This is a genomic window from Halovenus salina, assembly GCF_026410925.1.
Taxonomy (GTDB): Archaea; Halobacteriota; Halobacteria; order Halobacteriales; family Haloarculaceae; genus Halovenus; species Halovenus salina.
Genome location: NZ_CP112972.1, coordinates 1,968,142 through 1,992,033 on the forward strand (window position 1 = coordinate 1,968,142; position 23,892 = coordinate 1,992,033).

The 23,892-nt window shown below is 60.3% G+C and carries 22 protein-coding genes and 4 pseudogenes; 12 read left to right on the top strand and 14 right to left on the bottom strand.

All coding sequences use genetic code 11. The annotated features are described in order from the left end of the window. The first annotated feature begins 23 nt into the window (after nt 1-23). Entirely contained in the window at nt 24-479 is a 456-nt protein-coding gene (locus tag OSC37_RS09855) for a ferritin-like domain-containing protein (protein WP_267161304.1), read from the top strand. Nucleotides 480-485: 6 nt separating this feature from the next. On the opposite strand, the gene OSC37_RS09860 is transcribed toward OSC37_RS09855, so the two are convergent. Further along, nucleotides 486-674 (bottom strand): DUF7470 family protein, encoded by a 189-nt coding sequence (locus OSC37_RS09860; RefSeq protein ID WP_267161305.1) that lies wholly within the window; start codon nt 672-674, stop codon nt 486-488. 92 nt (nt 675-766) lie between these two features. Between OSC37_RS09860 and eif1A the strand changes: the two genes are divergently transcribed. After that, the gene (gene eif1A / locus OSC37_RS09865; RefSeq protein ID WP_267161306.1) at nt 767-1,054 is read left to right on the top strand and encodes a translation initiation factor eIF-1A; all 288 of its coding nucleotides are present in this window, start codon (nt 767-769) and stop codon (nt 1,052-1,054) included. 187 nt (nt 1,055-1,241) lie between these two features. On the opposite strand, the gene OSC37_RS09870 is transcribed toward eif1A, so the two are convergent. Further along, nucleotides 1,242-1,829, bottom strand: a complete 588-nt coding sequence (locus tag OSC37_RS09870) for a 50S ribosomal protein L15e (protein ID WP_267161307.1) — start codon at nt 1,827-1,829, stop codon at nt 1,242-1,244. Nucleotides 1,830-2,007: 178 nt separating this feature from the next. Then, nucleotides 2,008-2,370 (bottom strand): DUF7471 family protein, encoded by a 363-nt coding sequence (locus OSC37_RS09875; protein WP_267161308.1) that lies wholly within the window; start codon nt 2,368-2,370, stop codon nt 2,008-2,010. 125 nt (nt 2,371-2,495) lie between these two features. Here OSC37_RS09875 and OSC37_RS09880 point away from each other — a divergent pair, with 125 nt between their 5' ends. Then, nucleotides 2,496-3,005, top strand: a complete 510-nt coding sequence (locus tag OSC37_RS09880; RefSeq protein WP_267161309.1) for a winged helix-turn-helix transcriptional regulator — start codon at nt 2,496-2,498, stop codon at nt 3,003-3,005. A gap of 620 nt (nt 3,006-3,625) precedes the next feature. Here OSC37_RS09880 and OSC37_RS09885 read toward each other — a convergent pair. Continuing rightward, complete coding sequence (locus OSC37_RS09885; RefSeq protein ID WP_267161310.1) at nt 3,626-4,882, bottom strand: ABC transporter substrate-binding protein; 1,257 nt, start codon at nt 4,880-4,882, stop codon at nt 3,626-3,628. Nucleotides 4,883-4,884: 2 nt separating this feature from the next. Next, a complete protein-coding gene (locus OSC37_RS09890; RefSeq protein WP_267161311.1) occupies nt 4,885-6,093 on the bottom strand; it encodes an ABC transporter substrate-binding protein in 1,209 nt (402 codons plus the stop codon). 201 nt (nt 6,094-6,294) lie between these two features. Between OSC37_RS09890 and OSC37_RS09895 the strand changes: the two genes are divergently transcribed. From OSC37_RS09895 to OSC37_RS09905, 4 genes and pseudogenes are all read left to right on the top strand, one after another. After that, nucleotides 6,295-6,930 carry an IS6 family transposase gene (locus OSC37_RS09895; protein ID WP_267161312.1) on the top strand — a complete coding sequence of 212 codons (636 nt, stop codon included), beginning with the start codon at nt 6,295-6,297 and terminating at the stop codon, nt 6,928-6,930. Between the two features lie 10 nt (nt 6,931-6,940). Continuing rightward, nucleotides 6,941-7,090, top strand: a pseudogene (locus tag OSC37_RS18985) (ABC transporter substrate-binding protein); the annotation flags it as partial. 44 nt (nt 7,091-7,134) lie between these two features. Then, nucleotides 7,135-8,279, top strand: a pseudogene (locus tag OSC37_RS09900) (ISH3 family transposase). Between the two features lie 205 nt (nt 8,280-8,484). After that, nucleotides 8,485-9,078: pseudogene (locus tag OSC37_RS09905) on the top strand (ABC transporter substrate-binding protein); the annotation flags it as partial. A 382-nt stretch (nt 9,079-9,460) separates the two neighbouring features. On the opposite strand, the gene gcvH reads toward OSC37_RS09905, so the two are convergent. Both gcvH and gcvT read right to left on the bottom strand, forming a co-directional pair. Then, nucleotides 9,461-9,844, bottom strand: a complete 384-nt coding sequence (gcvH, locus tag OSC37_RS09910; protein ID WP_267161314.1) for a glycine cleavage system protein GcvH — start codon at nt 9,842-9,844, stop codon at nt 9,461-9,463. Further along, entirely contained in the window at nt 9,841-10,908 is a 1,068-nt protein-coding gene (gcvT, locus tag OSC37_RS09915; protein WP_267161315.1) for a glycine cleavage system aminomethyltransferase GcvT, read from the bottom strand. The genes gcvH and gcvT overlap by 4 nt, the downstream gene beginning before the upstream one ends. A 128-nt stretch (nt 10,909-11,036) precedes the next feature. Here gcvT and OSC37_RS09920 point away from each other — a divergent pair, with 128 nt between their 5' ends. Next, the gene (locus OSC37_RS09920) at nt 11,037-11,342 is read left to right on the top strand and encodes a MazG-like family protein (protein ID WP_267161316.1); all 306 of its coding nucleotides are present in this window, start codon (nt 11,037-11,039) and stop codon (nt 11,340-11,342) included. A gap of 5 nt (nt 11,343-11,347) precedes the next feature. Here the strand turns inward: OSC37_RS09920 and OSC37_RS09925 are convergent, their stop codons facing one another. Beyond that, nucleotides 11,348-12,835, bottom strand: a complete 1,488-nt coding sequence (locus tag OSC37_RS09925) for a globin-coupled sensor protein (protein WP_267161317.1) — start codon at nt 12,833-12,835, stop codon at nt 11,348-11,350. Between the two features lie 287 nt (nt 12,836-13,122). Between OSC37_RS09925 and OSC37_RS09930 the strand changes: the two genes are divergently transcribed. Both OSC37_RS09930 and OSC37_RS09935 read left to right on the top strand, forming a co-directional pair. Continuing rightward, nucleotides 13,123-13,374, top strand: coding sequence for an alpha/beta fold hydrolase (locus OSC37_RS09930; protein ID WP_267161318.1), 252 nt, complete (start codon nt 13,123-13,125; stop codon nt 13,372-13,374). Continuing rightward, nucleotides 13,340-13,897: pseudogene (locus tag OSC37_RS09935) on the top strand (alpha/beta fold hydrolase); the annotation flags it as partial. The gene OSC37_RS09930 and the pseudogene OSC37_RS09935, both read left to right, overlap by 35 nt. A gap of 16 nt (nt 13,898-13,913) precedes the next feature. Here the strand turns inward: OSC37_RS09935 and OSC37_RS09940 are convergent. Then, a complete protein-coding gene (locus OSC37_RS09940; RefSeq protein WP_267161319.1) occupies nt 13,914-14,819 on the bottom strand; it encodes an acyltransferase in 906 nt (301 codons plus the stop codon). A gap of 86 nt (nt 14,820-14,905) precedes the next feature. Beyond that, nucleotides 14,906-17,548 carry an efflux RND transporter permease subunit gene (locus OSC37_RS09945; protein WP_267161320.1) on the bottom strand — a complete coding sequence of 881 codons (2,643 nt, stop codon included), beginning with the start codon at nt 17,546-17,548 and terminating at the stop codon, nt 14,906-14,908. Between the two features lie 83 nt (nt 17,549-17,631). On the opposite strand from OSC37_RS09945, the gene OSC37_RS09950 reads away from it, so the two are divergent. Continuing rightward, nucleotides 17,632-18,297: a helix-turn-helix domain-containing protein gene (locus tag OSC37_RS09950; RefSeq protein WP_267161321.1), complete on the top strand. Its 666-nt coding sequence runs from the start codon at nt 17,632-17,634 to the stop codon at nt 18,295-18,297. Between the two features lie 197 nt (nt 18,298-18,494). On the opposite strand, the gene OSC37_RS09955 is transcribed toward OSC37_RS09950, so the two are convergent. Continuing rightward, nucleotides 18,495-18,980, bottom strand: a complete 486-nt coding sequence (locus OSC37_RS09955) for an SHOCT domain-containing protein (protein WP_267161322.1) — start codon at nt 18,978-18,980, stop codon at nt 18,495-18,497. 130 nt (nt 18,981-19,110) lie between these two features. Between OSC37_RS09955 and OSC37_RS09960 the strand changes: the two genes are divergently transcribed. Beyond that, the gene (locus OSC37_RS09960; protein WP_267161323.1) at nt 19,111-20,400 is read left to right on the top strand and encodes a methyl-accepting chemotaxis protein; all 1,290 of its coding nucleotides are present in this window, start codon (nt 19,111-19,113) and stop codon (nt 20,398-20,400) included. A gap of 41 nt (nt 20,401-20,441) precedes the next feature. Here the strand turns inward: OSC37_RS09960 and OSC37_RS09965 are convergent, their stop codons facing one another. The 3 genes from OSC37_RS09965 to OSC37_RS09975 form a co-directional block, all read right to left on the bottom strand. After that, nucleotides 20,442-21,875 (bottom strand): ATP-binding response regulator, encoded by a 1,434-nt coding sequence (locus OSC37_RS09965; RefSeq protein WP_267161324.1) that lies wholly within the window; start codon nt 21,873-21,875, stop codon nt 20,442-20,444. A gap of 172 nt (nt 21,876-22,047) precedes the next feature. After that, the gene (gene paaK, locus OSC37_RS09970) at nt 22,048-23,334 is read right to left on the bottom strand and encodes a phenylacetate--CoA ligase PaaK (RefSeq protein ID WP_267164174.1); all 1,287 of its coding nucleotides are present in this window, start codon (nt 23,332-23,334) and stop codon (nt 22,048-22,050) included. Between the two features lie 78 nt (nt 23,335-23,412). Further along, nucleotides 23,413-23,889 (bottom strand): VOC family protein, encoded by a 477-nt coding sequence (locus OSC37_RS09975; protein ID WP_267161325.1) that lies wholly within the window; start codon nt 23,887-23,889, stop codon nt 23,413-23,415. Nucleotides 23,890-23,892 lie beyond the last annotated feature (3 nt).

A 23,892-nucleotide genomic window follows, 5' to 3' on the forward strand; every position in this document is an offset into this window, starting at 1 on the left:
GTCTGTCTCGAACAACTAGTCGCATGTCATCAGAGCGTGTCATCGAGTTACTCGAAACGGCTTACATGGACGAACTGGAGACGGTGATGAACTACCAGACGAACGCGATTGTCCTCGACGGCGTGCGTGCCGAGGAAATCAAAGAGAGCCTTCAGCAGGATATCCAGGAGGAACTGAACCACGCACAGCAACTCGGCGAGCGCCTCAAACAACTGGATGAGCGGCCACCTGGCTCCGCGGAGTTTACCTCGCGACAGGACTCTCTGCAGCCCCCCGAAGACTCGACCGACGTTCTCACGGTTATCGAAGGTGTCCTCGACGCCGAAACAGATGCTATCGACACGTACCGGAGTCTCGTCGAGGCGGCCGACGCGGCCGGCGATCCGGTCACCGAGGACCTCGCGGTGACAATTCTCTCCGACGAGGAGGCCCACCGGACCGAGTTCCGCGGGTTCAGAAAGGAGTACAGGACCGACTAGCCCGGCCTACATCAACCCGCCCATCCCCATCGCCTGCATGAGGTTCGTGACCAGTCCATAGACCATCAGACCAAGGCCAGCAACAATCAGTGCGAGTGCACCGCCGAGGAGGAGACTCTCCCACGCCGCGAGCGCGACGCCGCCGACGAGCATGAGCAAGCCGACAACACCGGCGAGACCAAGATTCTTGAGCATATCGGCACGTCTTCGGCCGCGAGTATAAACGTCTCCTTTTGACGCTGGCGCAAGTGGAAGATTTAAACTATATCGATGCCGAACGACCCGGTATGAGTGACAACGAGGGACGGAAGAACCTGCGGATGCCCGAGGACGACGAAGTGTTCGCGGTCGTGACCAATATGCTGGGCGCAAACCGCGTCAACGTCCGCTGTATGGACGGCGTCGAGCGAACGGCCCGCATTCCAGGGAAAATGCAAAAGCGCATCTGGATTCGCGAGGACGATGTCGTCCTCGTCGAACCCTGGGACTGGCAAGACGAAAAGGCCGACATCACGTGGCGCTACGAGAAACAGGAGGCCGACCAACTCCGCGAGGAAGGCCACATCCAAGAGTAACTGCCGGGGCTCGTCTTTCTCACTCATCGCAGTCGGTGTGGCGATGTTCTCGACCGTGTCACGGATATCAGTGCATGACCGCGTGTGACGTCCCCTCTCTCAACACTCACACAGCACTTCTGCTACTAGGTCGTGCGGTTGTTTGCGTCGCTACGGGGCGCTACCGATATAAAAAATCGTGCTCGGATTACTTCCGGGACTTGTTACTGGAGAGACTTGGCCGGGTCCGCTCGGTACCCTTGCCTTTCGACTCCAGACCGCGGTTCTGTGTGCCGGCGCTCGTGAGACCACGCATCGCGCGGTTCTTGTGTGTGTCGTCGCAGATCCAGTTCAGGTCGTCGTCGTTCTCGATTGCCGGATGCTCGGGGTCCAGCATGATGACTTCGAACCACTTCTGGCTGCCGTCTTCCCCGACCCAGTAGGAGTTGAGCACGCGCAGATTGGTGAACTTCCGGGTGCATCGCTCCTCGCCGATGCGCTGGATGTTCTTGCGTCGGTTGAGCCGATTGACGCCCTGGCGAGACGAGCGCCGGCCAGCCTTGTGGCGCTGCTTGCGTGCGCCGCCCTTGCGGACGCTGACGCGTGCGAGGACGACGCCCTGCTTTGCCTTGTAGCCAAGCGAGCGTGCCTGGTCGAGTCGGGTCGGGCGCTCGATGCGCTCGATAGCGCCCTGATTGCGCCATTCCTGCTGTCGTTCCCACTGGAGCTGTGCGACCTTTCCGTCGTCCGGGTCCTTCCATGCGTCCCGGATGTGTGAGTAGAAGCTTCGTGCCATCGTATCACCACGGGCGTTGCGTGGTTCAAACCGTCGACGAGGTGACCCTCGTGTGGTTCACATCCCGACCTGTCTACAACAGGTGCCCACCGGTGCCCGTCGTCCTGGTAGGTGTCCTTCTGTATTCAAGTTGCAGACAAAAGCCCTTCGAAGCTAGCCTGACGCCTGTGGCGACAGTCTACGGCAGCTCCTCGTCGCCTTCGATAGAAACGTCACCGGCCGGCTTGCTCAGGTACGCCGCATAGAGGACCATCGCCGCAATCGTGAAATCGAGGCTGTGTTCGATGACGTGGTGGTACATCATCGGAACGACTCCCGAGACGGTCCCGACGCCGATGAACGACCGGATGAACAGCGCCCCGACCGCGACGGTGACGACGACATAGCGCCGTGACCGACGCCGCAGACAGGTAACGACACTGGCGACGAACAGGAGTCCGGTGCCGACGCCAGCGAGCAGGATGATGCCGAGCAAGACCAGCGATCCCTCGACACCCGGCCACTCGCCGGCCGAGCTGAGTACTGCCGTGCTGTACTCCATCGTATGCGTGTGTGTACGACAGGCGCTGTTATGAAAGGTGCGCCCGCTCCGGGAGTTCTCCATGGCTGGGAAACCGCCGGCCGTTTATATACGCGCTCCCGTAGATTGAGCTAGGTGAACGTCTAGTGTCAGAGACGCGGTCACACGTTCGTGAGTGTATCCACCGAAACCCCGGCATCCACTTCAACGCCGTCAGCCGGAAACTCGACATCGCGACCGGACAGACGCAGTACCACCTCCGGAAGCTCTTCCGGCGCGGTGACATCCAGCGCGAGTCCATCTGTGGACGGACTCACTACTACCCGCCAACGTACTCCGAGTGGGAACGGGGCGCGATTGCGCTGTTGCGCCGAGAGAGCACCCGCGAGGTTGTCGTCCTGTTGCTCGAACGCGAGCGCGTCCCGCCGGCTGATATCGCCGACCGCCTCGGGACCGCCCGCAGCACCGTCGAGTGGCACCTCTCGAATCTCGTCGAGTACGACGTCGTCCGGAAGACCGACACTGACGACGGACTGGTCGTCGAGCTGACCGACTCCGAAACGACCTATCGGCTGCTCCGGGAGGTCGAACCACGCCTCTCCGACCGGCTCGTCGACCGGTTCTCGCGGCTCGCCGACGAACTCCTCGCCGAGTGACTGCATGTCGGCTGTGGTGCCGAAAACGCTATCTCTCTCACAGGTTGTTCTCTCTGTACAGTTTTCGTACCGCCGGTCTGCCAGGAGTGCTCCGTGTCTGTACGGCCATACCTTCGGAGGATCGTTCTAATGCGTGCCCTCTGTCGGAATCTGTACAAGTGGTCTACTTCAAGCAACATCCTTTCGTATCGTCTTTTGACTGACAGCATGGTCGTGAGCTTGTCGGCCACACGTGAGTCAATCATCTTGTCTCACCCCATCGCCTCCAACTCGTACGGGGGGACGGCCGTGACGCGCTTGTTGCGGACCGTCATTTCCTCATTGACGACCCGCGCGCCTAGGTCAAGAAACCGCTCCAGGCTGACGCTGCCTGGGAAGCCAATGTAGTTTTAGATGTGCGCACACTTCGTGATCGCTGCCATCTCGCCGTCGAAGACTATCGCGCAAATTCCGTACCGGGCGGTGAAGACGGCGGCCGAGATGAACAGCTCGCCACCTTTCGCTTAGAAGGCTATTCCACCGGAGTTGAGCGGGTACGCTTCCACCGTTGGCGGCTCCGGAAGTCCGTACTCCGACGGGTCGCCAAGCGTGCCGGCGACGACCCACTCATGCGCTTGGATTCAGCTGTTCCCCGAAATGATATCTGCAACGAGCTGGTGGTCGAATAGCTGTTCGTCAGGACTGAACTCGGGGTACGTGTCACCGTTCTCGTAGCTCGGCCACGCGCCAAACTGCTCCGGGTACAGTTGCTTGGCGGTCATCTCCAGCTGGAAGAGGTTCATCAGCGGTCCCTGCCAGCGTGTTCCCTGAACAGCCACTCGGTCGTTCTGGACCGCGGCCAACTCGCGGCCGACGGGGTCCTCATTGAGATTCTGCCGCAGCTGCTCGAAGTCGACGGCATCCGTGACCGTCCACAGCGCCAGCAGCACGTCGGGATTGGCGTCCAACACGGCCTCCATATCGACCTGTTTGAACGCACCGTCCCACTCCTCGTCGCTGAAGGCGTCGACTGCCCCGAGCGGCCGGGTGTGGGCGTTGAAGTAGCCCGGCGCGTTGAGCCGGAGCACGTAGATCGTCGAGAGGTCCGCCGAGATCGAGAGGAACGCCGCGGTCGGGCGCTCGTCCTCCGGCGGGAGCCCGGCCTCGATGGTGTCACGCAGGTCGTCGTGGACGGCTCGCAGCTTTTCGTACCGGGATTGCTCGCCGTACAGGCTCCCGACCTGCTCGAACACGTCCCAGAGGCGGTGGTACTCGTAGTCGTCAGTCCACTCCTTTGGCGGCGACTGGTGGAAACTGCTGTAGTAGTTACCGAGCCACGGGCCGGCATTTTCGGCGATTTCGTCGACGTCCTCCCGCGCCCAGTTGTCCTGGGTCGTCACCCACGCGGGGTCGACGAGGTGTAGATCGCTGTCGAATTCGTACAGCTGCTCCTTTGAGAACCCGTACGCATCTGTTCTATCACGCCACGCGATTTCGACACCGTCGAGACCGGCGGTGAAGTACTCCAGCGTCGAGGCGGTGCCGTCCCACCAGACGCTGTTGACGCTCTCGCCGCGGTCGAGCGCGGTCGCCATGTCGGCGAACCACGGGAAGTGAGTAAACACATTCGTCGGCGGCTCCTCCAGCGTGACTTCACCGACCGGCGACAGCTCGGCGGTGTACGTCGGCTCCTCGGTCGACTGTTCGGTTGGGGTCGACTCATTCGCCGTTTCGGTCGGTTCTGGTTGCTCCTCGGTGGGCGTCGGGCTCGAAGCCGACTCCTCCGATGACTGCCCGATACATCCTGCAAGCAGTCCCGAAACAGCGAGCGTACTGCCGCACTTGATCGCCGTTCTCCGGGTTAGCGGGTTTGCTCGATTCGTGTTGTCTTCATTCACGTTTAAATCTCTCCGTTGATGATGTCTGCAACCCGCTGGCGGTCGAACAGTGTGAGTGAGTCCTCCCGAAGCGTCTCTATCCCGTTCCACTCGCCGAACGCCTCGGGGTAGAACTGCCTCGCCGCTGCCTCTGTTTGGAAGAGGTTGACGACCGGACCTTGGTAAGCTGTGCCACCACGGTACAGCCGGTCGTTCTGTACTGCTGACAACTGACTACCGATCGGATCCGCACGCATCGTTTCCATTTTAGACTCAAACTCCTCGGTTGAGACGTGCGAGAAGCCGTACTGGAAGACGATGGCGTCGGGGTCGACCTCGAGCAGTTGCTCGTAGTCGAACTGGCCGTAGCCCCCCTCGATGTGGTCGTCAAAGGCCCCACGCATCTCGATGTCGCGGTACTGCTTGTGATTGTTCCCCTCCTGAACGGGATACACGTAGAACGTGGCCTCCTCGAATTTGGAGTTGACAGAGACGAGGCCGACGGACGGTCGCTCCTCTGACGGTGGCAGCATCTCTTCGATGGTCGCCTGCATGTCGCTGTGGATGGACGTAAGTGCCTCGTACCGCTCTCGCTCGTCGAAAGCGTCTGCGACGACCTCGAAGGCCTCGTACAGTGAGTAGTATGGGTAGTCGTGCCAGTCGTCGCCACGCCGCCGGATATAGTTCCCAAGAAACGGATTGACCTCGGTAGCGATTTCCTCGATGTCGTCCTCACCCCAGTCGTCGGCTAAAACGCTGATCCAGTTGGGATCGAACAGGTGGACGTCAGCGTCCAATTCGTAGAATATCTCCTTGTCGAACTCGCCGCCACCAGAAATCGGCGAGACGTCCTCAAAGGAAACCTCGACGTCTGGCAGTAGATCATAGAACACGTTTGGCATGCCCTCTGGGTCCCACAGACCCTGAAGGCTATCGGCCTTGCCTAGGGCAATTCCCATGTCGCCGTACGTACTAAGGTAACTCACCCAGGTCTCCGGCGACTCCTCGAATTCGACGGTCCCCATCGGTTCCATCGACACCGAGTAGCTCTGGTCCTCTGGCGTGGACGTCTCTGTCGCAGTCGATCCCCCGCTACTCGTCTCCGTCGGCGTCGATTCGGAGTCAGCCTGACTCGAGCACCCTGCAAGCAGTCCCGCCGCCACGAGCGCGCTGCCGTGGCGCATGTAGTCTCTGCGCGTCGGTCCGACCCCGTCTCCTGTTTCGCCTCTCATGCTTTTAGGCTAGCCTAAATAAAATAAAAGTGTTCTGATTTTAGGCGAACCAAAAAGTCGAAACGCTCTCCTATTGTCGTGTATCGTATCTCTATTACTGTTCCGTCGTCGAGGTGATCAGCAAGAAATAACATTTGACAATGCAGACGGCGGTGTTCAGATAAGGATTGAAGAGTGAGGCGTAGCGTTTTCTGAGTGACCATGCCCGAAAACGCTAGCCTCAGCGGTAGTATCGACCAGATCGACTTAGAGTTTATTGAACGCGAAGCGACACCGCGATTTGTGATGAAACTCAGTATTCAGCTGCATCTTGCTGGACTGTCGCTTCCGAATACTGTTTCAGTTCTCGAAATATTCGGTGTCGAACGTGCACGTTCCACCGTTCATAACTGGGTTCACAAGGCAGATTTACAGCCCAGAGAAGGACAAAGCCCGGATCACGTTGCGGTTGATGAGACCGTGATCCGACTCAACGACGAGCAGTATTGGCTGTACGCCGCCGTCGACCCAGAAACAAACGAATTACTGCATACACAGCTTGAACCGACAACAAACAAGGTCATCGCTCACGCGTTTGTTGCTGAACTCCGCGAGAAACACGACGTTGACGATGCCGTGTTTCTCATTGATGGCTCGCACTCGCTGAACGCTGCGTGTTCAAGACACGGCCTCGATTTCAGATACGAACGCCATGGAAATCGCAATAGTGTCGAACGTGTATTTCGTGAAGTAAAACGACGAACCTCTTCGTTTTCAAACTGTTTCAGCAACGCCGCCGCAGACACAGCTGACGACTGGCTCAAATCATTCAGTTTCGCATGGAATCAGCTTATCTGAACACTACCGGCAAGATGGTATCTCGAAAGAGTTACTTATCGAACTCAATGCCGATGCACACTTTATTTTCGAAGATATAACTGAACGGGTTGGGCCGTTCTGTGGGAATACGAGCTTCTCGACCTGCTCGTGGCACGAAGATAATCCCTCTTATAGCCTCAGTCGATCACATCGAGTTAGAGGAAGCGTCTGCTTGAGGAAGATGTGCAACAACCACAAGCAGACAACAAGATAGAGGAAGAGCACCTGCTTAATTTTGTCGTCAACAGTCTTGAGAAGGAACTTGCGGTAGATCTCGGAGAAGACGTTAAGGTTTCTACGGAGACATTGTATGAGGTCCTCGCCGGCGCCAGCGCCGGCGGGACCTCGATCAATCACGTCTGCGAAACGACAGACGACTCGCCGCATGCCAATACCGTCCGAGGATATCTCACCGATCAGTTCGACCTAGATACTGTCGAGGCAGTTGGAGACATGCTCTTACAACGAGATGCGCTTGAGACATTGCCGGATCGGCCGGTGGAGGTCGTCGTCGACCTCCACCTCGATCCCTACTACGGTGACGAAGACGAGACAGAGGCTCTGTACTTCTCACAGGCGAAACGAGGAACCACCGCGTTTCACGCCTATGCCACGCTCTACGCGCGGGTGCGCAACAAGCGCTACACACTGGCAGTTCGTCAGCTGGTTGACGGTGAGACGGCTAGCGATGTCCTCGCAGAGTTTCTCGAACTTCTCGACGGCCTTGACCTGGCCGTCAAGGCCGTCTACCTTGACCGCGGATTTTACAACAGCACCTGTCTCAGCTTGCTGTACGCGCACAACTACGCCTACGTCATGCCGATTGTCAAGTGGGGCGAGGCGATCCAGGAGGAACTCAACAGAGGCTGGAGCCGCGAGATCGAACACGATCTCGCCGGCAAGGTAACGTTCCCTGTGTTCATCGACTGTGTCTACCAACAAGGACGGTACGACGAACACGGGGTGGCGCGCCACGGCTACGCCGCTGACGCGCCGTTCATCGACACGCCACGAGATGCACGAGAGCACTACAGCAAACGTTTCGGCATCGAATCGAGCTATCGATTAGCCAAACAGAGTCTCGCGTTCACTGTTCGCAGGACGCTGGTCTGCGACTGGTGATGTTTATCGTGAGCTTGCTGCTCCAGAACAGCTGGCGGTATCTCCACTGGCAATACGTGGCGGCGCCCCGCCGCGGGGGGCGCCGCCTCTGGAAATGGCCGTTCAGAGAGTTCTGTGAGATGGTACTCCGGGCAGCCTGGACAGCACTTGGCGTCCGCAGAGCTGTCCCAGCGAACCAACCGCTTGACGACCGGTTCTTCCGGTAGCTGCCCCAAATGAGGACAGCGGTCGTGAGTGGCAACGCTGTCGCGTCGGCGGCGATCCGCCGCCGACAGCGACTGGTAAGCATCAAACTCCGGCCGCCAAGAACAGAACTTACCGGTTCACTCCGTTCGAACTCTATCCAAGTATCGAAGACAACTATTCAGCGGCTACTGGACAGGGTAGTGAGCTCTTTGATGTGATCGACTGAGCCTATATGAAGCGACGAAAAAAGTCGCACAGGTATTCCAGCGGATGGATCGATACGACACACTCGTAGCGTTACACGATACGTTCCTTCGCAGAATTCAGGAACGGCTTCCACCGGAAAGTGAACGACCAGCCATCGCGCTGCTTTCACCGGCCTCGGTTGAGCCCGAGACGTTTTACCCTTCCCGACTTGGTGATACAACTGCGTACAAACACTGGCACGATCTCGGTGTGAGTGATGCACTTGAAAATTCATATATTCAGAGTTTCACCTCTGACCGTGGCGAGATCGACTATGAACCGCTGTTAGAGATTGACCCAGAGGTGTTGATGTTTTATACCGACAAACATTGGTCACGGTCTGATTTTCGGGACCAGTACCTCGCGTTCTTACAGAATCACAATACGGCGAGCCAGCTCACAGCGGTCCAGAATGGCAACGTATACCCAGCAGGAGGTATGCCTCAAGGTCCAATCATCAACTTCTCGAAAACCGAACGCGCAGCAAAGCAGCTGTTCCCCGAAGAGTTCGACAAAAACGAGCAGTTATACGACCGCCAGAAGATAGCCGATATTCGGGCTGGGGACCTTTGAATTATGGAGTAGACGACACTTGGAGATACCGTCTGATCGTCAATTGCATCTGCTCGACTGCCGTAGGCTCGGTGATAGGAAAGAGTGGATGCTTGATGCTGGCAAGAGCCAGGAAATCATCGATCAGGTGATCGATCTTAGGTTAGAATTTGATACTCACTTGATTTACTCCTGATTGGTGGGTATTGGCTGTCTCTCCTCAAATACCGAATCAGCTCGATATCGACGGCAAGTGTTGCTCTGTTGGTGGTCTGTAGAAATCCAAACGCAGAATCTCTGTCTGGCTGGCATATGTCCTGTTTTGTATATCGCCATATGGTTTACTGAGCAACACAGACAAACCTCTCTCAAAAGGCATGAAGCCGCCAGAAAAGCGCCGCAGTTACTCGATTTGCTCGCGGTAGTCCTCGGACGAGAGCAGCTCGTCGAGTTCGCTATCGTCGTCGAGGTCGAGTTCGACCATCCAGCCGTCGCCGTAGGGGTCTTCGTTGACGAGTTCGGGCACGTCGATGAGTTCTTCGTTGACTGCAGTCACCGTCCCCGTGACGGGGGAATAGATGTCCGAGACTGCCTTGATCGACTCGACGACGCCGAAGTCCGTCTCGTGTTCCAGTGTCTCGCCCTCTGTGGGGAGTTCGACGAAAACCACGTCGCCGAGTTCGTCCTGTGCGAAATCGGAGATGCCAATTCGCGCGGTTCCGTCTTCGATGCGGACCCACTCGTGTGATTCGAGGTACCGACAGTCCTCGGGAATCTCGAAGCTCATGAGAGAAATGGGGGTGTCCTCGTATGTGCTTTCTTCGGTTCGCCGCGGATGACGACGCGAACCGACGCCTTCTCGCCGGCGTACTCAGCGGGCAGATATGCGAGCGCAATCGGCTCGCCGAGCGTCGGGCTCATCGTCCCGCTCGTGACGGTCCCAAGGTGGTCGCCGTCGGGTGTCGTCACGTCGTACCCCTGGCGGGGGACACCCCGCTCGTTGAGGACGATACCGACCAGCTTCTGTTCGGGGCCCTCGACGTCGACGCCTTCGAGAGCGTCGCGGCCGACAAACTCCGTGTCGAGCTTGACCGTGAAGCCGATGCCCGCCTCGTAAGGGTTGCGTGGGTTCTCTTCGGGGTGGAAATCCTCGCCAGAGAGCAGAAAACCCTGTTCCAGTCGGAGGGTATCGCGCGCGCCAAGTCCGCAGGGCTGGCAGTCGATACTGTCCCAGATAGCCTGAGCGTCGTCCCACGCACAGACCACTTCGAAGCCCGCCTCGCCGGTGTAGCCGGTCCGTGCGACGTAGGCCTCACAGCCAGCGACCGTGCCCGCCTTCACGTCGAACGGCGACAGCGAGCTGAGGTCAACATCGGTCTGCTCGCCGAGCAATGCCGGAGATTCGGGTCCCTGAATCGCGAACATCGCGTACTCCTCGGTCCGGTCTGTCACCGTCGCATCGAGGTCCCATTGATCGCGGTGGCGCTTCCAGCGCTCGGTCATCTGCTCGTCGTGGCCGGCGTTCGGGATGAACAGGAAACCGCCCTCGTCTGGCCGGTCGTACAACACCGTGTCGTCGAGGATGATTCCCTGTTTGTCGGTGATAGCGGCGTACTGGGCCTCGCCAGGGTCGAGCGCGGCCACGTCGTTGGTGACCAGCCGTTGCATGAGTGTCGTCGCGTCGGGCCCCGAAACGGTTATCTCGCTCATGTGCGAGACGTCGAACTTGCCGACGGCCTCGCGGACGGCGCTGTGTTCATCGCGTATCGAGTCGAACTCAACGGGCATCTCCCAGCCCCCGAAATCCGTCGTCTTCGTCGCGTGGTCGACGGGTGGTTGTCGTAGTGCCATACCTCGACCGTCGCGCCCCCTGCCCCTAATGGTTGCGTCAGCGGCAGCAGTAAACCGCATGACGATATATAAAATGCCGGGGCAGCGTGAACCGAAACTGACCAGTGGCCGCCGGTACAGCCTCCGCTATGGACGAACAACGAGAGGTCGCGGCGTTCATCGACCGACACGACATCGAAGCACCGCCGGAGTTCCGACTGCTCGACGTGGTTTCGGAACTCGGCGAGGTCGCAAAAGACGTGAACGAATCGACCGGCTACGGAGACGACCCCAGCGAGGTGACGGTCAACGAGGACGAACTCGGCGACGCGCTGTTTGCTCTCCTTGCGCTTGCAGACGCCGTCGATATCGACGCCCAAGATGCACTTGAGACCGCGCTGACAAAATACGAGTCTCGCCTCGAGACACAGGACGAGCCTGGATCCGGCGTGTAATCCGGCTACGTGTCGTCTGCGGTGAGTCGCGAGGCGGCCGTGGAAATCTCTTGAATCTGGCTGGTCTGTTGCTCGTTTGCCGCCGCAATTGTCTCGATTTCGCCGGCCATCTCGTCGAGGTCGGCTACCAGTGAGTCGACCATACTTGCCACTTCCTCGGTCGTCGCGGCCTGGTCGTCGGTCGCGTTCGCCACCTCCTGAATGCCGTCTGTAGTCTCTCGGACTGCGCTCAGAATCTTGTCGAGGTTCTCCATCGTCTTGCCGACCTCTTCCATCCCGTCTGCGACCTGGTCGGTTGCTTCGGCTAGACTGTCGGCCGTTTCGTCGGTGTCGGCCTGGACCTGTGTCACCGTCTCCTCGATTTCGCCGGCGTTTGCCTTCGTCTCGCTGGCGAGGGTTTTGATTTCGTCGGCGACGACGGCGAACCCGTCGCCTGCCTCGCCCGCCCGTGCCGCCTCGATAGACGCGTTCAACGCTAGCATATTGGTCTGGTCGGCGATGTCGTTGATGACGGTCGTCACCTCGTTCACCTCGTCCATCTGGCCCTGTAGACTGTCGACGTCGGTCGCGACATCCTCGACTGCCGTCTCGATGTCCTCCATCGCACCCAGTGCGTCGCGTGCGGACTCACTCCCGTCCTGTGCGAGTGTCTCAGCGCGGTCGCTCGTCTCGGAAACCTCTGCTGCTGTCGATGCTATCTCCTCGATAGTCGCGCTCATCGTTGCGACCTCGCCCGCGACCTGGTCGATCTGATCGGTCTGTTGTGTTATCGAATCGCTCACAACCGTCGCACTCTCTGTGACATCTTCGGCAGCGCCGGAGAGTTCGTCTATTGGTCTGGCGAGTTCGTTTTCGACCTGCTCCATCAGTTCTTCCTGGCGTTCGGCGGTCTCCTCAATATCTTGGCTGTAGGAGTCGAGGTAGGTTTCCATTGCTACCTGCTGGTCGAGGTTGATGAGCTTCTGGACGCTCAGTATCTGGTCGACAAACTTGTCGACTGCCGCGCTCGCCTCGCTGTCGAGGTCAGTCTTGATATCTTCCGCAAGTGCTTCCGCAATGCCTCGGTAGTAGATACTGTATGCGCCAAGATAGATCTCCGGCCCCAGGTCGAGCATATCGTGGAGCTTGCCGATGCGTGCGCGCCTATCGAAATAGGATTGGTCGTACTCGCCGTCGCCAAGCTCTAGCAGGTACTGGCTCTGGGTTCGTTTGAGCGCCTCGACTGGTTTCGAGGAGCTGTCCATGATTGCCACCGTCTCGCTGTGGGCTTGCAGATGGTCGTAGAACTCCTCGACCAACGCCGGGGCTATCTCTTCGAACAACCCCTCCATCTCCGCGAGACGGTCTGCGTCCGCGCCGCCGAACTGCGTGAACTCCTTTCGCCAGCGGATTTCGTCGCCGTCGAGACCGAGCCTATCTGTCAGGCGCGACCCGTCTACCCCGCGTCGCTCCGTCTCGCCCACTTTGATTTCGCTCTTGTCTGATTTTGCCATACGTATACTACTCTATCTTTAATAGATATATATGTTATTTACAGTCTTTTATAATACAGCACCGTTCCCGACGCCCGTCGGGTGGCTGTCTGACCAGCAGGAAACACTGTCCGGTACAGCTGTTTGGCGACATATCGTGAGAACCGTTGAATGCCTGGCGACGCTTCGTCAGGCCAGCCCGCAACTGGACACGTGGCGTCTGTGACGACTACCGAGGTGGGGTATTTAAATTGCCGCACAGCTGAGAGTGAGGCCCTTCCTCGGCCAGCGCCGAGAGGTAGCCGACGATGCAAACGACTACGTCTGCTGACGGCACAAGTATCGCGTACGAACAACACGGCGAGGGGCCGCCTCTCGTCCTCGTCCATGGCTCCTCTGGAACACGCCACTCCTGGGAGGCGGTCGTTCCACATCTCGCCGAGGAGTTCCAGGTAATCGTCCCACAGGCGCGGGCGCGGCGCGAGCGGCGACGGCGAGGAGTATGCCCTCTCCCGCGAGGTTGCAGACCTCCGTGCAGTGGTCGACGATATCGAGGGTGACGTGACCGTCTTCGGCCACTCCTTCGGTGGTCTCGTAGCGCTGGCAGCAGCGGCCGACCTCGACCTCGAGCGTCTTGTCCTCTACGAGCCCGCCGTCCTCGTCGGCGAGCACAGGGGCGATGACCTGGCTGGGCGGCTGCAAGCACACCTTGACGACGGTGACCGTGAGGGCGCAATGAAACTGTTCTACCAGGAGGGTGGCGGTATTCCGGTACCCGAACAGCTCCCTATCTGGCCCGAGGAGGTCCCCTTCGACCTCGCCGACACCGTCGTCAGAGAGAACAAAGCAGTCAAATCGTACGAACCGCCGTCGGACCCCGATATCGACTGTCTGACGCTGCTGTTGACGGGTGAACGCGGACCGGAGCATCTGCGGGCCGCCGTCGAGGAACTCGCTGACCGACTCCCCCGGAACACGCTCGTCGAGTTCGAGGAGGCCGGTCACATGGCAACGGAGTCAGCGCCTGAGGCGGTCGCCGAGGCTGTCCGGTCGTTCTGTCTGGAGGAAGCGACCCAGTCCTGAGAACACGAGAAAGACGTTACTCTGGTGGCGTACGGCCGCGGCCAAATTCGTCGAAGATCTCGAGGTCGTCGGGGATGTCGTACTCGATGCGCCGCTGTTCCCGGCGGTCGACGTTCGCCTCGTCGAGTGGGGTCGCGACCGACTCCCACCCCGGTTTGACCGCAATCGATTCGGCGGGCGAGCCGGCCGCGATGTGATGGGCTGGAATGTCCCGCTGCGCGGCGGATTTCGCGGCGAGAATCGCGTTCTCACCGACGCGGACGCCCGCTCGAACCATCGAATCGAACGTGATACGGGCGTCGTCTTCGAGAATCGTGTGGTAGTTACGCACCTCCGTCTGGTCGACCACGTCGTGGTCATGGCTGTAGACGTGAGCACTGTCCGACACCGAGACACGGTCACCGATGGTCAGCTCACCACGGTCGTCAAGGTGGACATCGTCGTGGATGACGACGTTGTCGCCGACGGTGATGTTGTGGCCGTAGGTCATCGAGATGCCTTTGAAAAAGCGGCAGTTCTCGCCACACTCGGCGAAGAGGTGGTCGGCGAGCATCGAACGAAATTCGAGCGCGAAGTCGACGTTGTCGGCCATCGGCGTGTCGTCGAACTGTCGCCATAGCCACTGGAGGTGTTTCGAGCGCTGGAACTGCTCGTCGTCGGCCGCGACTTCGGCGTAATACTCGCTTTCGAGGGTCGCGTTGCAGGGGTCGTAACTCTGGAGCCGGACGCGTTCTGCGGGCGAGACGTCGCCGCCGGACTGCCACCGCTCGTAGGCCTCGCGGTCGCCGTGGAGGTCAACGAGTACGTCCTCGACCACGGCACAGGTGTCCTCCTCGCCCGCGAGCCGACGGTCGACATCGTCGACGAACTCCTGCAGACTCTCTGCCATTTCCGCCGGCAGAGAGACGTGGCGTTTGGTCATACTCTCTCTTGTCAGGCAAGCCCGTAGTGGTTTTCGTTGTGGAACCGTTCTGCCACGAACGCGCGTGCTGGTGTCGCCGCCGACTGTTACGCCGACTGGTGGGGATGCACCGCGCGCGCCCACAACAGCAGCATACTCGGGAAGACGAGCACGCTAACCACGAACGACAGCGCCAGCGCGACGACGACGATGAACCCGAAGGACTGGAAGACAATCGAGGGGTGGACCAGCAACGTCGCGAACGCCGCACTCGACGTGAGCGCGCTCCCGAGCAACGCTCCGCCGGTGCCGGTGACGGTCGTCGACAGCGCCTCGACGGGGGTCGCCCCCGCGGCGAGTTCGTGAGCGAACCGGTCGCTCACGTGGATGTTGTAGTCGATACCCAGCCCGATGGTGATGCTGACGAGAAAGGCCGTAATAAACGTCAGCGAAAGGCCGAGCAGCGCCATGCTGGCGAAGACGGCTCCGACGACGAGCACGATGGGGACGACGGTGACGATACCGAGCGTTGCACTCCCGCGCTCGATTCGATAGGTCGCCGCGAGCACGACCGCAACACCCGCGAAGGCAAGGGCCATCGTCCAGATGATGCTGTCGGCAATCTCGCCGAGCCCGGCGTTCGCGACGGTGGCGAAATCGACCGGCACCACGTCGTCGGACTCGGTCGCCATCTCGTCGGCAATGCCGTGCATCTCCTCGCCGCGGTCGTCGACGTCGACGCCCTGCTCGACGGGAACGACCAGCCGCATCGACTCGTAGCCGTCCGCTGTCCGTTCGAGGACCGCGCCCGTCTGCTCACGAGACTCGTACAGTGCGTCGTAGACGACCGGGAGGCCGCCATCGACGTCCGCGGGCGTCGTCGCTGCCATCCGCTCTGCGAAGGCGGGGTTCTCTTCGGCGACCGTCGAGAGCAGCGAATCGAGTTGGTCGTCCGTTTCGGCCACCCCGGCGAGCAGAGCCGCGAAGTCGCCGTCGGCGACCGCGGTCTCGACAGCTAGCGAGAGCGGTGAGATAACCGACACCTCGCCGCCCTGCTCAAAGGTCATCTCGCTCTCTCTGGCAGCCTGTGTTCCCCGGTGGATTGTTGCGAGTGCGCGCGGGTCTGTCGCGTCGCCACGTACCAGGAATGTCGTCCGGCGCTCGCGGTCGTCGTCGGACCGGAAGTTCGCCTGGACGTACTGCTGGTTCTGTCGGAACTCGGTCTCGTGAGCAGTCCAGCCCATCGGACCGGGAAGGTCGGTCTGCCAGTCGTCGTCGGTGACGAAACTCTGCTGGAACCCCTGTCTGTCGAGGTCGTCGTAGGTGAGCAGGCCAGCCCCGCCCACGACCAGCGACACGACGACCACGACGAGAGCGCCGTGGCGGGCGAGCGTGACGCCAGACCCGAGTATCCCGCCGAGCCGGCCGCTCGTCCCGAGTGCCGTCTTGCGTCGATCGATACCCCGGGATTCGAGTGCTGTGTCGACCCGGACTTTCAGGGCTGGCACCAGCGTCACGAAGACGAACACCGCGGCGAGCACGCCGAGTGTGATGACGAGCCCGAACGCCCGGATGAAGCCGACGGGGTTAGTGATGTTGGCGAGAAAGCCGACGCCCGCGGTCACGGCCACGAGCAGGAAGGCGACCATCACCGACGCGGTCGACCGGCGCATCGCCGGCCGAACCTTGTCGCCGCCGGCCCGCTGTTCGCGGTGGCGCATGAACACGTGTAACCCGAAGTCGATACTCAGCGCCACGATGAGTACGGGACCGACGATACTGGCGAAGCCGGCGGGAATCCCGAGCCATCCCAGGATGCCGAAAAACCAGAGCACCGAGACACAGACGCCCGTGAATCCGAGTATCACGTCAACGATGTCGCGGTAGGCAAACGCTAGGACGGCGACTACGAGCAACAGTGCCGGCGGGACCACCAGGGTGAACACGTCGACAATCTGTTGCTCGCTCCAGTCGGCCTCCGCCACGGCACCCAGCGTGAACAGGGCCGGACGGTCCTCGGCGGCGTCGTACAGCGCCTGCTGTGCTCGTTCGTCGGGCAACGGCTCCTGTTGCTGGGTGACGCTCGCGACCGCGAACGTGAACTGTGTGCGCATGCTCTCGGCGGTGACACTGCCGGGGTCGTAGCTCGCTGGCAGATACCGCCCCGCGACGACCGGGTCGCCCAGTGTCTCCGCAATCGCGGCACGCAATTCGTCGTCGCTTGCCGCTTCGATTGCCGCCCGCTGTTCGCTGACGGAGGCGTCGTCGCCGGCCAGGTGGGTACCGACCAGCGTCGGCGGTCCCTGAATCCTTGGCCCCGTGAGTTCGGCAGTGACTGTCGCGTTGTCGAGTACCTCTTCCTGATAGGAAAGCGTCTCGACGAGCGAGGACCGCGAGAGGACGTTCCCCTCCGGTCGGACGTAGACGCTGGAGACGGCAGTCTCCTCGTTGTCGAGGTAGTGTTTGTCGAGATACTGGAGGCCGTCACCAACCTCGGTCGTGTTGAACACCTCGTCGTCGATGCTCGTCTGGTCGGCCATGTCAAGATTCGCCACGCCTGCCCCGGCCACGCCGGTCAACAGCAGTGCGACGACGATGACCAGCAGGTCGTGTTTCGCCGTCACGCCGGCGACGCGGTCGGCCAGCCACGCGAACGGTGACGACATCGCTATCGTCCCTCCCCGTGGCCGCGTGTCGTACTTCCCTGTGTATCCGCTTCTGTTGTGCGTTCTCTCATTCCGTACGCTCATGTAGTATGAGATATAACTTGCAACTTGTACCAACATGTTGGTGACACACTCACCGTGTATCGCCCACTCGACTTACAGAAGCGATGTTCAGACAGACGTTTGCCCCGACAGCGGCCATGATTAGTGCCCGCTTTCGTATCAAGCTCCCAGAGGACCTCTGGGTCGCGGAGCTGTCGACGGCGTACCCACAGACGACGTTTCGGCTGCTGTCGGGGTACAAACTCGACGGTCGGGCACTCGAACTCGGTGAGGTTCTCGGAGATAACCCCGAAGAGGTAATCGCGGCGATTCGGGACCACCGGTCGATACACAGCTACGAGCTCCTCGAATCCGGCCGCGAGCGTGCCCTCGGGAAGTACGAGACCTCGGACACCGGTCTTTACGAGTTCGTCGAGCGCTCTGGGTTCACCATCGAGTTTCCGGTCGACGTCGAGGTGGGGTGGTACGCTTTCGACCTGACGGGGACCAGGGAGGAACTCGACAGACTGGAGACGGCACTGGAGACACTCCCGCGGCCGTACGAACTCGACGCGCTCGTCACCAGAGCCGAGACCGACGCGCTGTTGACCCAGCGCCAGCGCGAGCTGCTCGAAGCCGCCGTCCGTGAGGGGTATTTCGAGGTACCCCGTGGCTGTACGCTCGCGGAACTGGCCGAGCGCGTCGGTGTCGACAAATCGAGTGCGAGCACGGTACTCCGCCGCGGCGAGGCCCGTCTCGTGAAGTGGTTTCTCTCTGGACCCGGCCGGTAGACGGTTGGCCAGAAGAGACACACCGCTCTCGCCCGAGCAACGACACAGCGATGTTCCGAGAGACATCTTTACCGCGGCGATTCCTCGCTCCCTGGACGAGGCCCGGGGACGCCGCCGTACTGACCATCCTGCGTGATGGGAGCGAGCAGACCGTCGAGGCGGAACTGGTTGCCAGACCAGAATGCTCCCGGTCGCCGCTAGCGCTCGAACTCGTAGGCCTTGGACCGTGAGCTGTCGTCCTCTTCCAAGAGTTGGTCCAGCTCGCGCTCGAACTCCTCGTCGCTAATCTCGCCCTCGACGTAGCTCTCCCGTAGCTCCTGTTTGCGGTCTTCTGTCGTCGGCTCGACGCGCTCTGCGGCGTCGAACTCCCGCAGAATCGGGTACTCGTCTTCAAGGCGCTCGACAACGGTCACAAGCCGGTCGCTGCGGTGTAACGACGTGTTCCGGAGCACCGAGACGACGGTCGCGACCAGAAAGACCACGGCGAGCAGGCCGAGAACGACCGCGGCGACGAGCCACTCGGCAGCCGCACTGAGCATCTGTAACACGACCACCTCCTCGCTGGCCGCGACGCCGCCGGCCAGCACCGACAGCGCGTCGAGTACCCCCAGGAGACCGACGCCGACCAACGCGATACCGGTTAGCACGAAGCTGGCGAAGTACAGCCAGTGGCGGGAGATCATACCGGAGGATACGATAGAGCGGAGATAAAACCTGCTGACTTCTTCCGGCTGCCGACAAAACCGGCTTGAGCGGCCGACACTACTAAGACAGTCTGAAACCATCACTCAGTATATCACTTTGGTGGAGCTGATGAGTCTCAGAATTCATACCGACGAACAGGCGGGTACAGAGTTCTGGAAACACGCCTTCGAGATGTTGATTTCGTCGTATCCGGAGCCGGTGTTTGTCATCGACAGCGAGGGATGCATCACCGGCTGGAACAACGCGATAGCGGAGTTACTGGGGTACAGCGCCGAGGAGGTGACCGGCAAACAGGCCTACGATGTCTTCGGCACGGAGGGCGAAGACGAGACCCTCGCCGAGGAGGTACTCCGGAAAGGAGAGCCGATTCGCGAGACACAGATTCGGACTGCAGAGGACGCCGACGGGAACGCCTTTCACTCCCGGGCGATGGCGATTCCGGTCCCCGACCCCGACGGCAATGTGGCTGCCGTCGTCGAGGTCATCGCTTCGGTGACCGACCTCATCGAGACCCAACATCAGATGCAACACGTCCAGGAGGAAGTCTCGGAGAACATCGAGGCCAGGGTCACGGCGCTGCGCGAACACGCAGACGAGACCCGCAGAGATGCCCGCAAGGCGGTCGACCGCGCCGACGCACAACACGAGCGCATCGAGGACCTCCGCTCCGAGGTGTCTTCGTTTAGCGCGACCGTCGAGGAAATTGCGTCGAGTACCGACGAGGTCAGCGAGCAGACCGACGCGACGACTGATCTGGTCGAGTCGACCCAGGAGTCTGCCGAAGCGGCCGAACGTGCGATGGAGAGTGTCTCCTCGGCCATCTCTGTGGTCCAGGAAAACAGCCGCGAACTCCGGAGTCGCGCGGACGAACTGGACGAAATTGTCGAGGTCGTCCAGGATATCGCCGACCAGACGAATATGCTGGCGCTGAACGCGAACATCGAGGCTGCTCGCGCCGGCGAGAAAGGCGAGGGATTCGCGGTCGTCGCCGACGAGGTGAAAGGCCTCGCCGAGCAGTCCCGCGAGGAGGTCGCCGAAATCGAGACGATTGCCGCCGACATCCGCGAGGACATCGACGAGACACTCGAAAGCGTCACCGACACCCAGGATGAGGTCGGCGAGGCCATCGAGGCTGTCGAGACCGTCGCCGACAACCAGCTCGAAATCACCGAGATGGTGACGGGGGTCGCTCAGGCGATGGACGAAACCTCACGGGCGACACAGGACCAGGCCGAAAGTGTCGAGAGCGTCGCGGCATCGCTCGACGAGGCCGCCGACCGGATGGCCGAGATTGCCGAGGAACTATCGAACGTCAGTGACCACAGCGACCGCCAGGCCGAACTTGTCGAAGAAATCTTCGAATCTATTGACCGGCTCCAGGAAGATATCGACATTTGAGGGGGCCGCTGTGGCGACTTGGCGAGCAGTCAGCCCGCGACTCAGCTCCCGCCGTCGTCGAACTCGACACCTGTAACCTCGAAGCGAGCGCCCCCTTCTCGTCCGCTCGTCACCGTGACCTCCCACCCGTGTGCCTGGGCGACCTGCTCGACGATGCTCAGTCCGAACCCGGTGCCAGCATCCGTAGTTGAGTAGCCAGCATCGAACACATCGTCACGCTCGCTTTTCGGAATGCCCGGCCCGTCATCTTCGACGTAGAATCCGTCGCCGACCTCGCCAACGGCAACACTCGGGTCGCCGTTGCTGTGTTCGACCGCATTCCCGATTAGATTCTCTAAAAGTGACTCAATTTGGCTTGCGTCTGCTCGGATAGTCTGATTGGCTCTGTTGTTGAGCGTCGCATTTCCTGTCTCGACATTCTGCCAGCAAGTTTGGGCTGTGTCGTGCAGGTCGATGGGTTCAGGATCACTGACCGCCCTGCCTTTCTGTGCCACCGCTAGTAAATCGTCGATTAGCGTGAGACTTTGACCCACTGCATTGTCTGCCTTCACAAGGTGATCGTTGTCACACTCATTGTGAGCCATCTTTAGGTGGCTTTCAGCAACGGTCAGGGGGGCCTGTAGGTCGTCACTGACAACATTCATAACCGTCTCTAGTCGCTCGCTCTGACGGGCAAGTTCTTTCTCACGCTCTTTGCGCTCAGTAATGTCGGTAATGAATCCCTCTAGGGCTTCTAACTCCCCATCCTCAGCGTAGATGCCCCGACCCCGCTCCCACATCCATTTCGTGGTTCCTCCTTTGGTAATAATCCGATAGGTAACCTCGAAGACCCCACGCTCTGAGAGCCCGTCTTGAACGGCTTCCCACATCGTCTCCCTGTCTTCTGGATGGATAATCTCCTCACCCCACAATACCTCGTTGCCTTCGAGCGTGTCGGAACTGTACCCTGTGAGGCGCTCCACTTCGCCTTCAACGGTCTCCATCGGCCACTGCTGTTTGTTTTTGCAACGGTAGACCATGCCTGGGAGATTGCCAATGAGTGTTTCGAGCCGCCGCGTCCGTTCTCGCACCAGTTGCTTCGTCCGGCACGCGTCGACAGCATTCTGTATCCTATTTGCGAGTAGTTCGTACTGTTCTGCCTTTGATCCCTTTTGGAGATAGTCGGTAACTCCCGCCGAGATCGCCTCGCTGGCGATTTCCTCTGAGCCCTTGCCGGTGAACAAAATGAATGGAAGATCTGGGTGCTCCTTGCGGACAGCATCAAGAAACTGAACCCCGGTCTGTCCGGGCATATTGTAGTCTGAAACAATGCAGTCGTAGCCGTCTTGGCCGAGACGGTCCAATCCCTCGTTAGCACTGGTCGCCGTCTCGACTGTGATTCTGCTGTCTTCCTGTTTGAGAAAGGAGCTGGTCAGGTCTGCAAACTCGGCTTCATCGTCGACGTGGAGGACACGAATCTCGGTGCCGGTGCCCATTATGTTTACATTAGGTTCAAATAACTAATAGTTGACTGGGCAATAGAACGGAAAACCAGAGCGAAGTACCACTCTAACCCAGCGAGAGAATTCCGTCGCGCACGACGTAGCGAATGTGGTTGTGTAGTCTTCTTACACCGACTGCGAAACGCTTAATGGTGAAATCCTGGGCCTAACGGTGGTCGTAGACGCGCTGGACCTTGCCGACCTCGGTGCGAGCGATTGCGCCGGGGTCGACAATCTCCAGCGAGTCGGGAGTGAAGGCCAACACCGAGTCGAGTCGGTCAGCAACGACCTCTTGGAGCTGGTCTTTGCCGCGCTCGGCGTCCTCTGCCTGCTCGACGGTCAGCTCAATGACGTCGAGGTTGTCCTGTTCGTAGAGGTCGATGCGGTAGTGGGGAGCCACGTCGTCGATTTCGAGGATAGTGTCCTCAATCTGGCTCGGGTAGAGGTTGATACCGCGGACGATGAGCAGGTCGTCGGAGCGTCCAGTGACGTTGTCCATCCGGACCATCGTCCGACCACACTCACACTCCTCGTAGTTCAGCGAGGTCATGTCGCCGGTCCGGTAGCGCAACACTGGCAGGGCGTCCTTGTTGAGCGTCGTCAACACCAGCTCGCCCTCCTCGCCTTCCTCGACTGGCTCGCCAGTCGCGGGGTCGACGACCTCGGGGTAGAAGCGGTCCTCCCAGACGTGGAGGCCGTCCTGTGCCTCGTGGCACTCGATGGAGACGCCGGGCCCGACGATTTCGGAGAGCCCGTAGAGATCGATACCGTTCACGTCGAGGCGGCGCTCGATCTCCTCGCGCATCGGGTCGGTACATGGTTCGGCCCCGAAGATGACTGTCGAGACCGGGAGGTCCCTGGGGTCGATGCCCTGTTCCTCGGCGTGTTCTGCGATATACAGTGAGTAGGAGGGCGTACACGCCAGCGCGTCGCTCCCGAGGTCGGTCATCATCTCCAGTTGCTTCTCGGTGTCGCCGCCGCCGATGGGGAGCAGTGCCGCACCCAGGGTCTCGGCTCCCTGCTGGAGGCCAGCACCGCCGGTGAACAGCCCGTAGCCGTAGGCGTTCTGAACGAGGTCGTCCTCGGTGACACCCGCTGCCGCGAGCGAGCGTGCCATCGCCTCCTTCCAGACGTCGAGGTCGTCCTCGGTGTAGGCAACGATTTTGGGCTTGCCTGTGGTGCCAGAGGAGGCGTGAATCCGGCGCACCTCGGAGTGGTCGACGGCAAAGAGTCCGTCTGGATACTCGTCGCGGAAGTCCTCTTTCGTGGTCGTCGGCAGCTTCGTGATATCCTCGATGGTCTCGATATCGGCGGGACCGACGCCCATCTCGTCCATCTGCTCGCGATAGAAGGGGACGTTCTCGTAGGCGTTGCGCACCGTTTCCCGGAGGCGCTCGTTTTGACGCTCGCGAATCTCCGACCGGTCTGCCGCCTCTATCTCGTTGTAGGGCATGTTGTACATCATACTCTTGCACAAACCTAAAAAACAATTGTGATAGATTGGTGGTAACACACCTCGACGGCACAGGTGTCAGGGGTCGTCTGCGGTCGTCAGTCGGGTCCCGTCGACGTAGAGGTCGTCGGCGGGTGGTCGCCCCTCGGCGTAGTCGTCGTGGTACTCCATCAGCTGAAACAGCGTTCCGGTGGGGTTGGCCGGCGAGAGAAACGCCTCCGTCCAGCCCGAGAACTCCGCGTAGTCGACGACATCGATATCTGCGGCTTCGAGCGCCTCGATGACAGCGTCGATATCGGCGACCTCTAGGGTGACGTGGTGCAGCCCCGGCCCGTACTCGTCGAGGAAATCGGTGAGGAACGTCTCCTCGGCTTCGGGGGCGATGAGTTCGAGCCGCGAGGCGTCGCGGCCGAAGTCGTACTGCGCCCACCGGAACCGCCCCTTGACGGAGTCCTCCGTCAGCTTTCGACAGCCAAGCGCGAACAGCACGGGCTCGGCGTTCTCGATTGCCTCGACGGCGATGCCCGTATGGTCGACCCGAATTGGTGTCTCCATGGC

What these genes read in the sequence shown, in the direction of transcription:
- eif1A (WP_267161306.1), top strand. Translation starts at nt 767, where the DNA reads ATGAGTGACAACGAGGGACGGAAGAACCTGCGGATGCCCGAGGACGAC.
- OSC37_RS09950 (WP_267161321.1), top strand. Translation starts at nt 17,632, where the DNA reads ATGTTCAGACAGACGTTTGCCCCGACAGCGGCCATGATTAGTGCCCGC.
- OSC37_RS09925 (WP_267161317.1), bottom strand. Translation starts at nt 12,835, where the DNA reads ATGGCAAAATCAGACAAGAGCGAAATCAAAGTGGGCGAGACGGAGCGA.
- OSC37_RS09955 (WP_267161322.1), bottom strand. Translation starts at nt 18,980, where the DNA reads ATGATCTCCCGCCACTGGCTGTACTTCGCCAGCTTCGTGCTAACCGGT.
- gcvT (WP_267161315.1), bottom strand. Translation starts at nt 10,908, where the DNA reads ATGGCACTACGACAACCACCCGTCGACCACGCGACGAAGACGACGGAT.
- OSC37_RS09960 (WP_267161323.1), top strand. Translation starts at nt 19,111, where the DNA reads ATGAGTCTCAGAATTCATACCGACGAACAGGCGGGTACAGAGTTCTGG.
- OSC37_RS09895 (WP_267161312.1), top strand. Translation starts at nt 6,295, where the DNA reads ATGCCCGAAAACGCTAGCCTCAGCGGTAGTATCGACCAGATCGACTTA.
- OSC37_RS09975 (WP_267161325.1), bottom strand. Translation starts at nt 23,889, where the DNA reads ATGGAGACACCAATTCGGGTCGACCATACGGGCATCGCCGTCGAGGCA.
- OSC37_RS09870 (WP_267161307.1), bottom strand. Translation starts at nt 1,829, where the DNA reads ATGGCACGAAGCTTCTACTCACACATCCGGGACGCATGGAAGGACCCG.
- gcvH (WP_267161314.1), bottom strand. Translation starts at nt 9,844, where the DNA reads ATGAGCTTCGAGATTCCCGAGGACTGTCGGTACCTCGAATCACACGAG.
- OSC37_RS09930 (WP_267161318.1), top strand. Translation starts at nt 13,123, where the DNA reads ATGCAAACGACTACGTCTGCTGACGGCACAAGTATCGCGTACGAACAA.
- OSC37_RS09890 (WP_267161311.1), bottom strand. Translation starts at nt 6,093, where the DNA reads ATGAGAGGCGAAACAGGAGACGGGGTCGGACCGACGCGCAGAGACTAC.
- OSC37_RS09945 (WP_267161320.1), bottom strand. Translation starts at nt 17,548, where the DNA reads ATGAGCGTACGGAATGAGAGAACGCACAACAGAAGCGGATACACAGGG.
- OSC37_RS09855 (WP_267161304.1), top strand. Translation starts at nt 24, where the DNA reads ATGTCATCAGAGCGTGTCATCGAGTTACTCGAAACGGCTTACATGGAC.
- OSC37_RS09920 (WP_267161316.1), top strand. Translation starts at nt 11,037, where the DNA reads ATGGACGAACAACGAGAGGTCGCGGCGTTCATCGACCGACACGACATC.
- OSC37_RS09860 (WP_267161305.1), bottom strand. Translation starts at nt 674, where the DNA reads ATGCTCAAGAATCTTGGTCTCGCCGGTGTTGTCGGCTTGCTCATGCTC.
- OSC37_RS09875 (WP_267161308.1), bottom strand. Translation starts at nt 2,370, where the DNA reads ATGGAGTACAGCACGGCAGTACTCAGCTCGGCCGGCGAGTGGCCGGGT.
- OSC37_RS09940 (WP_267161319.1), bottom strand. Translation starts at nt 14,819, where the DNA reads ATGACCAAACGCCACGTCTCTCTGCCGGCGGAAATGGCAGAGAGTCTG.
- OSC37_RS09965 (WP_267161324.1), bottom strand. Translation starts at nt 21,875, where the DNA reads ATGGGCACCGGCACCGAGATTCGTGTCCTCCACGTCGACGATGAAGCC.
- paaK (WP_267164174.1), bottom strand. Translation starts at nt 23,334, where the DNA reads ATGCCCTACAACGAGATAGAGGCGGCAGACCGGTCGGAGATTCGCGAG.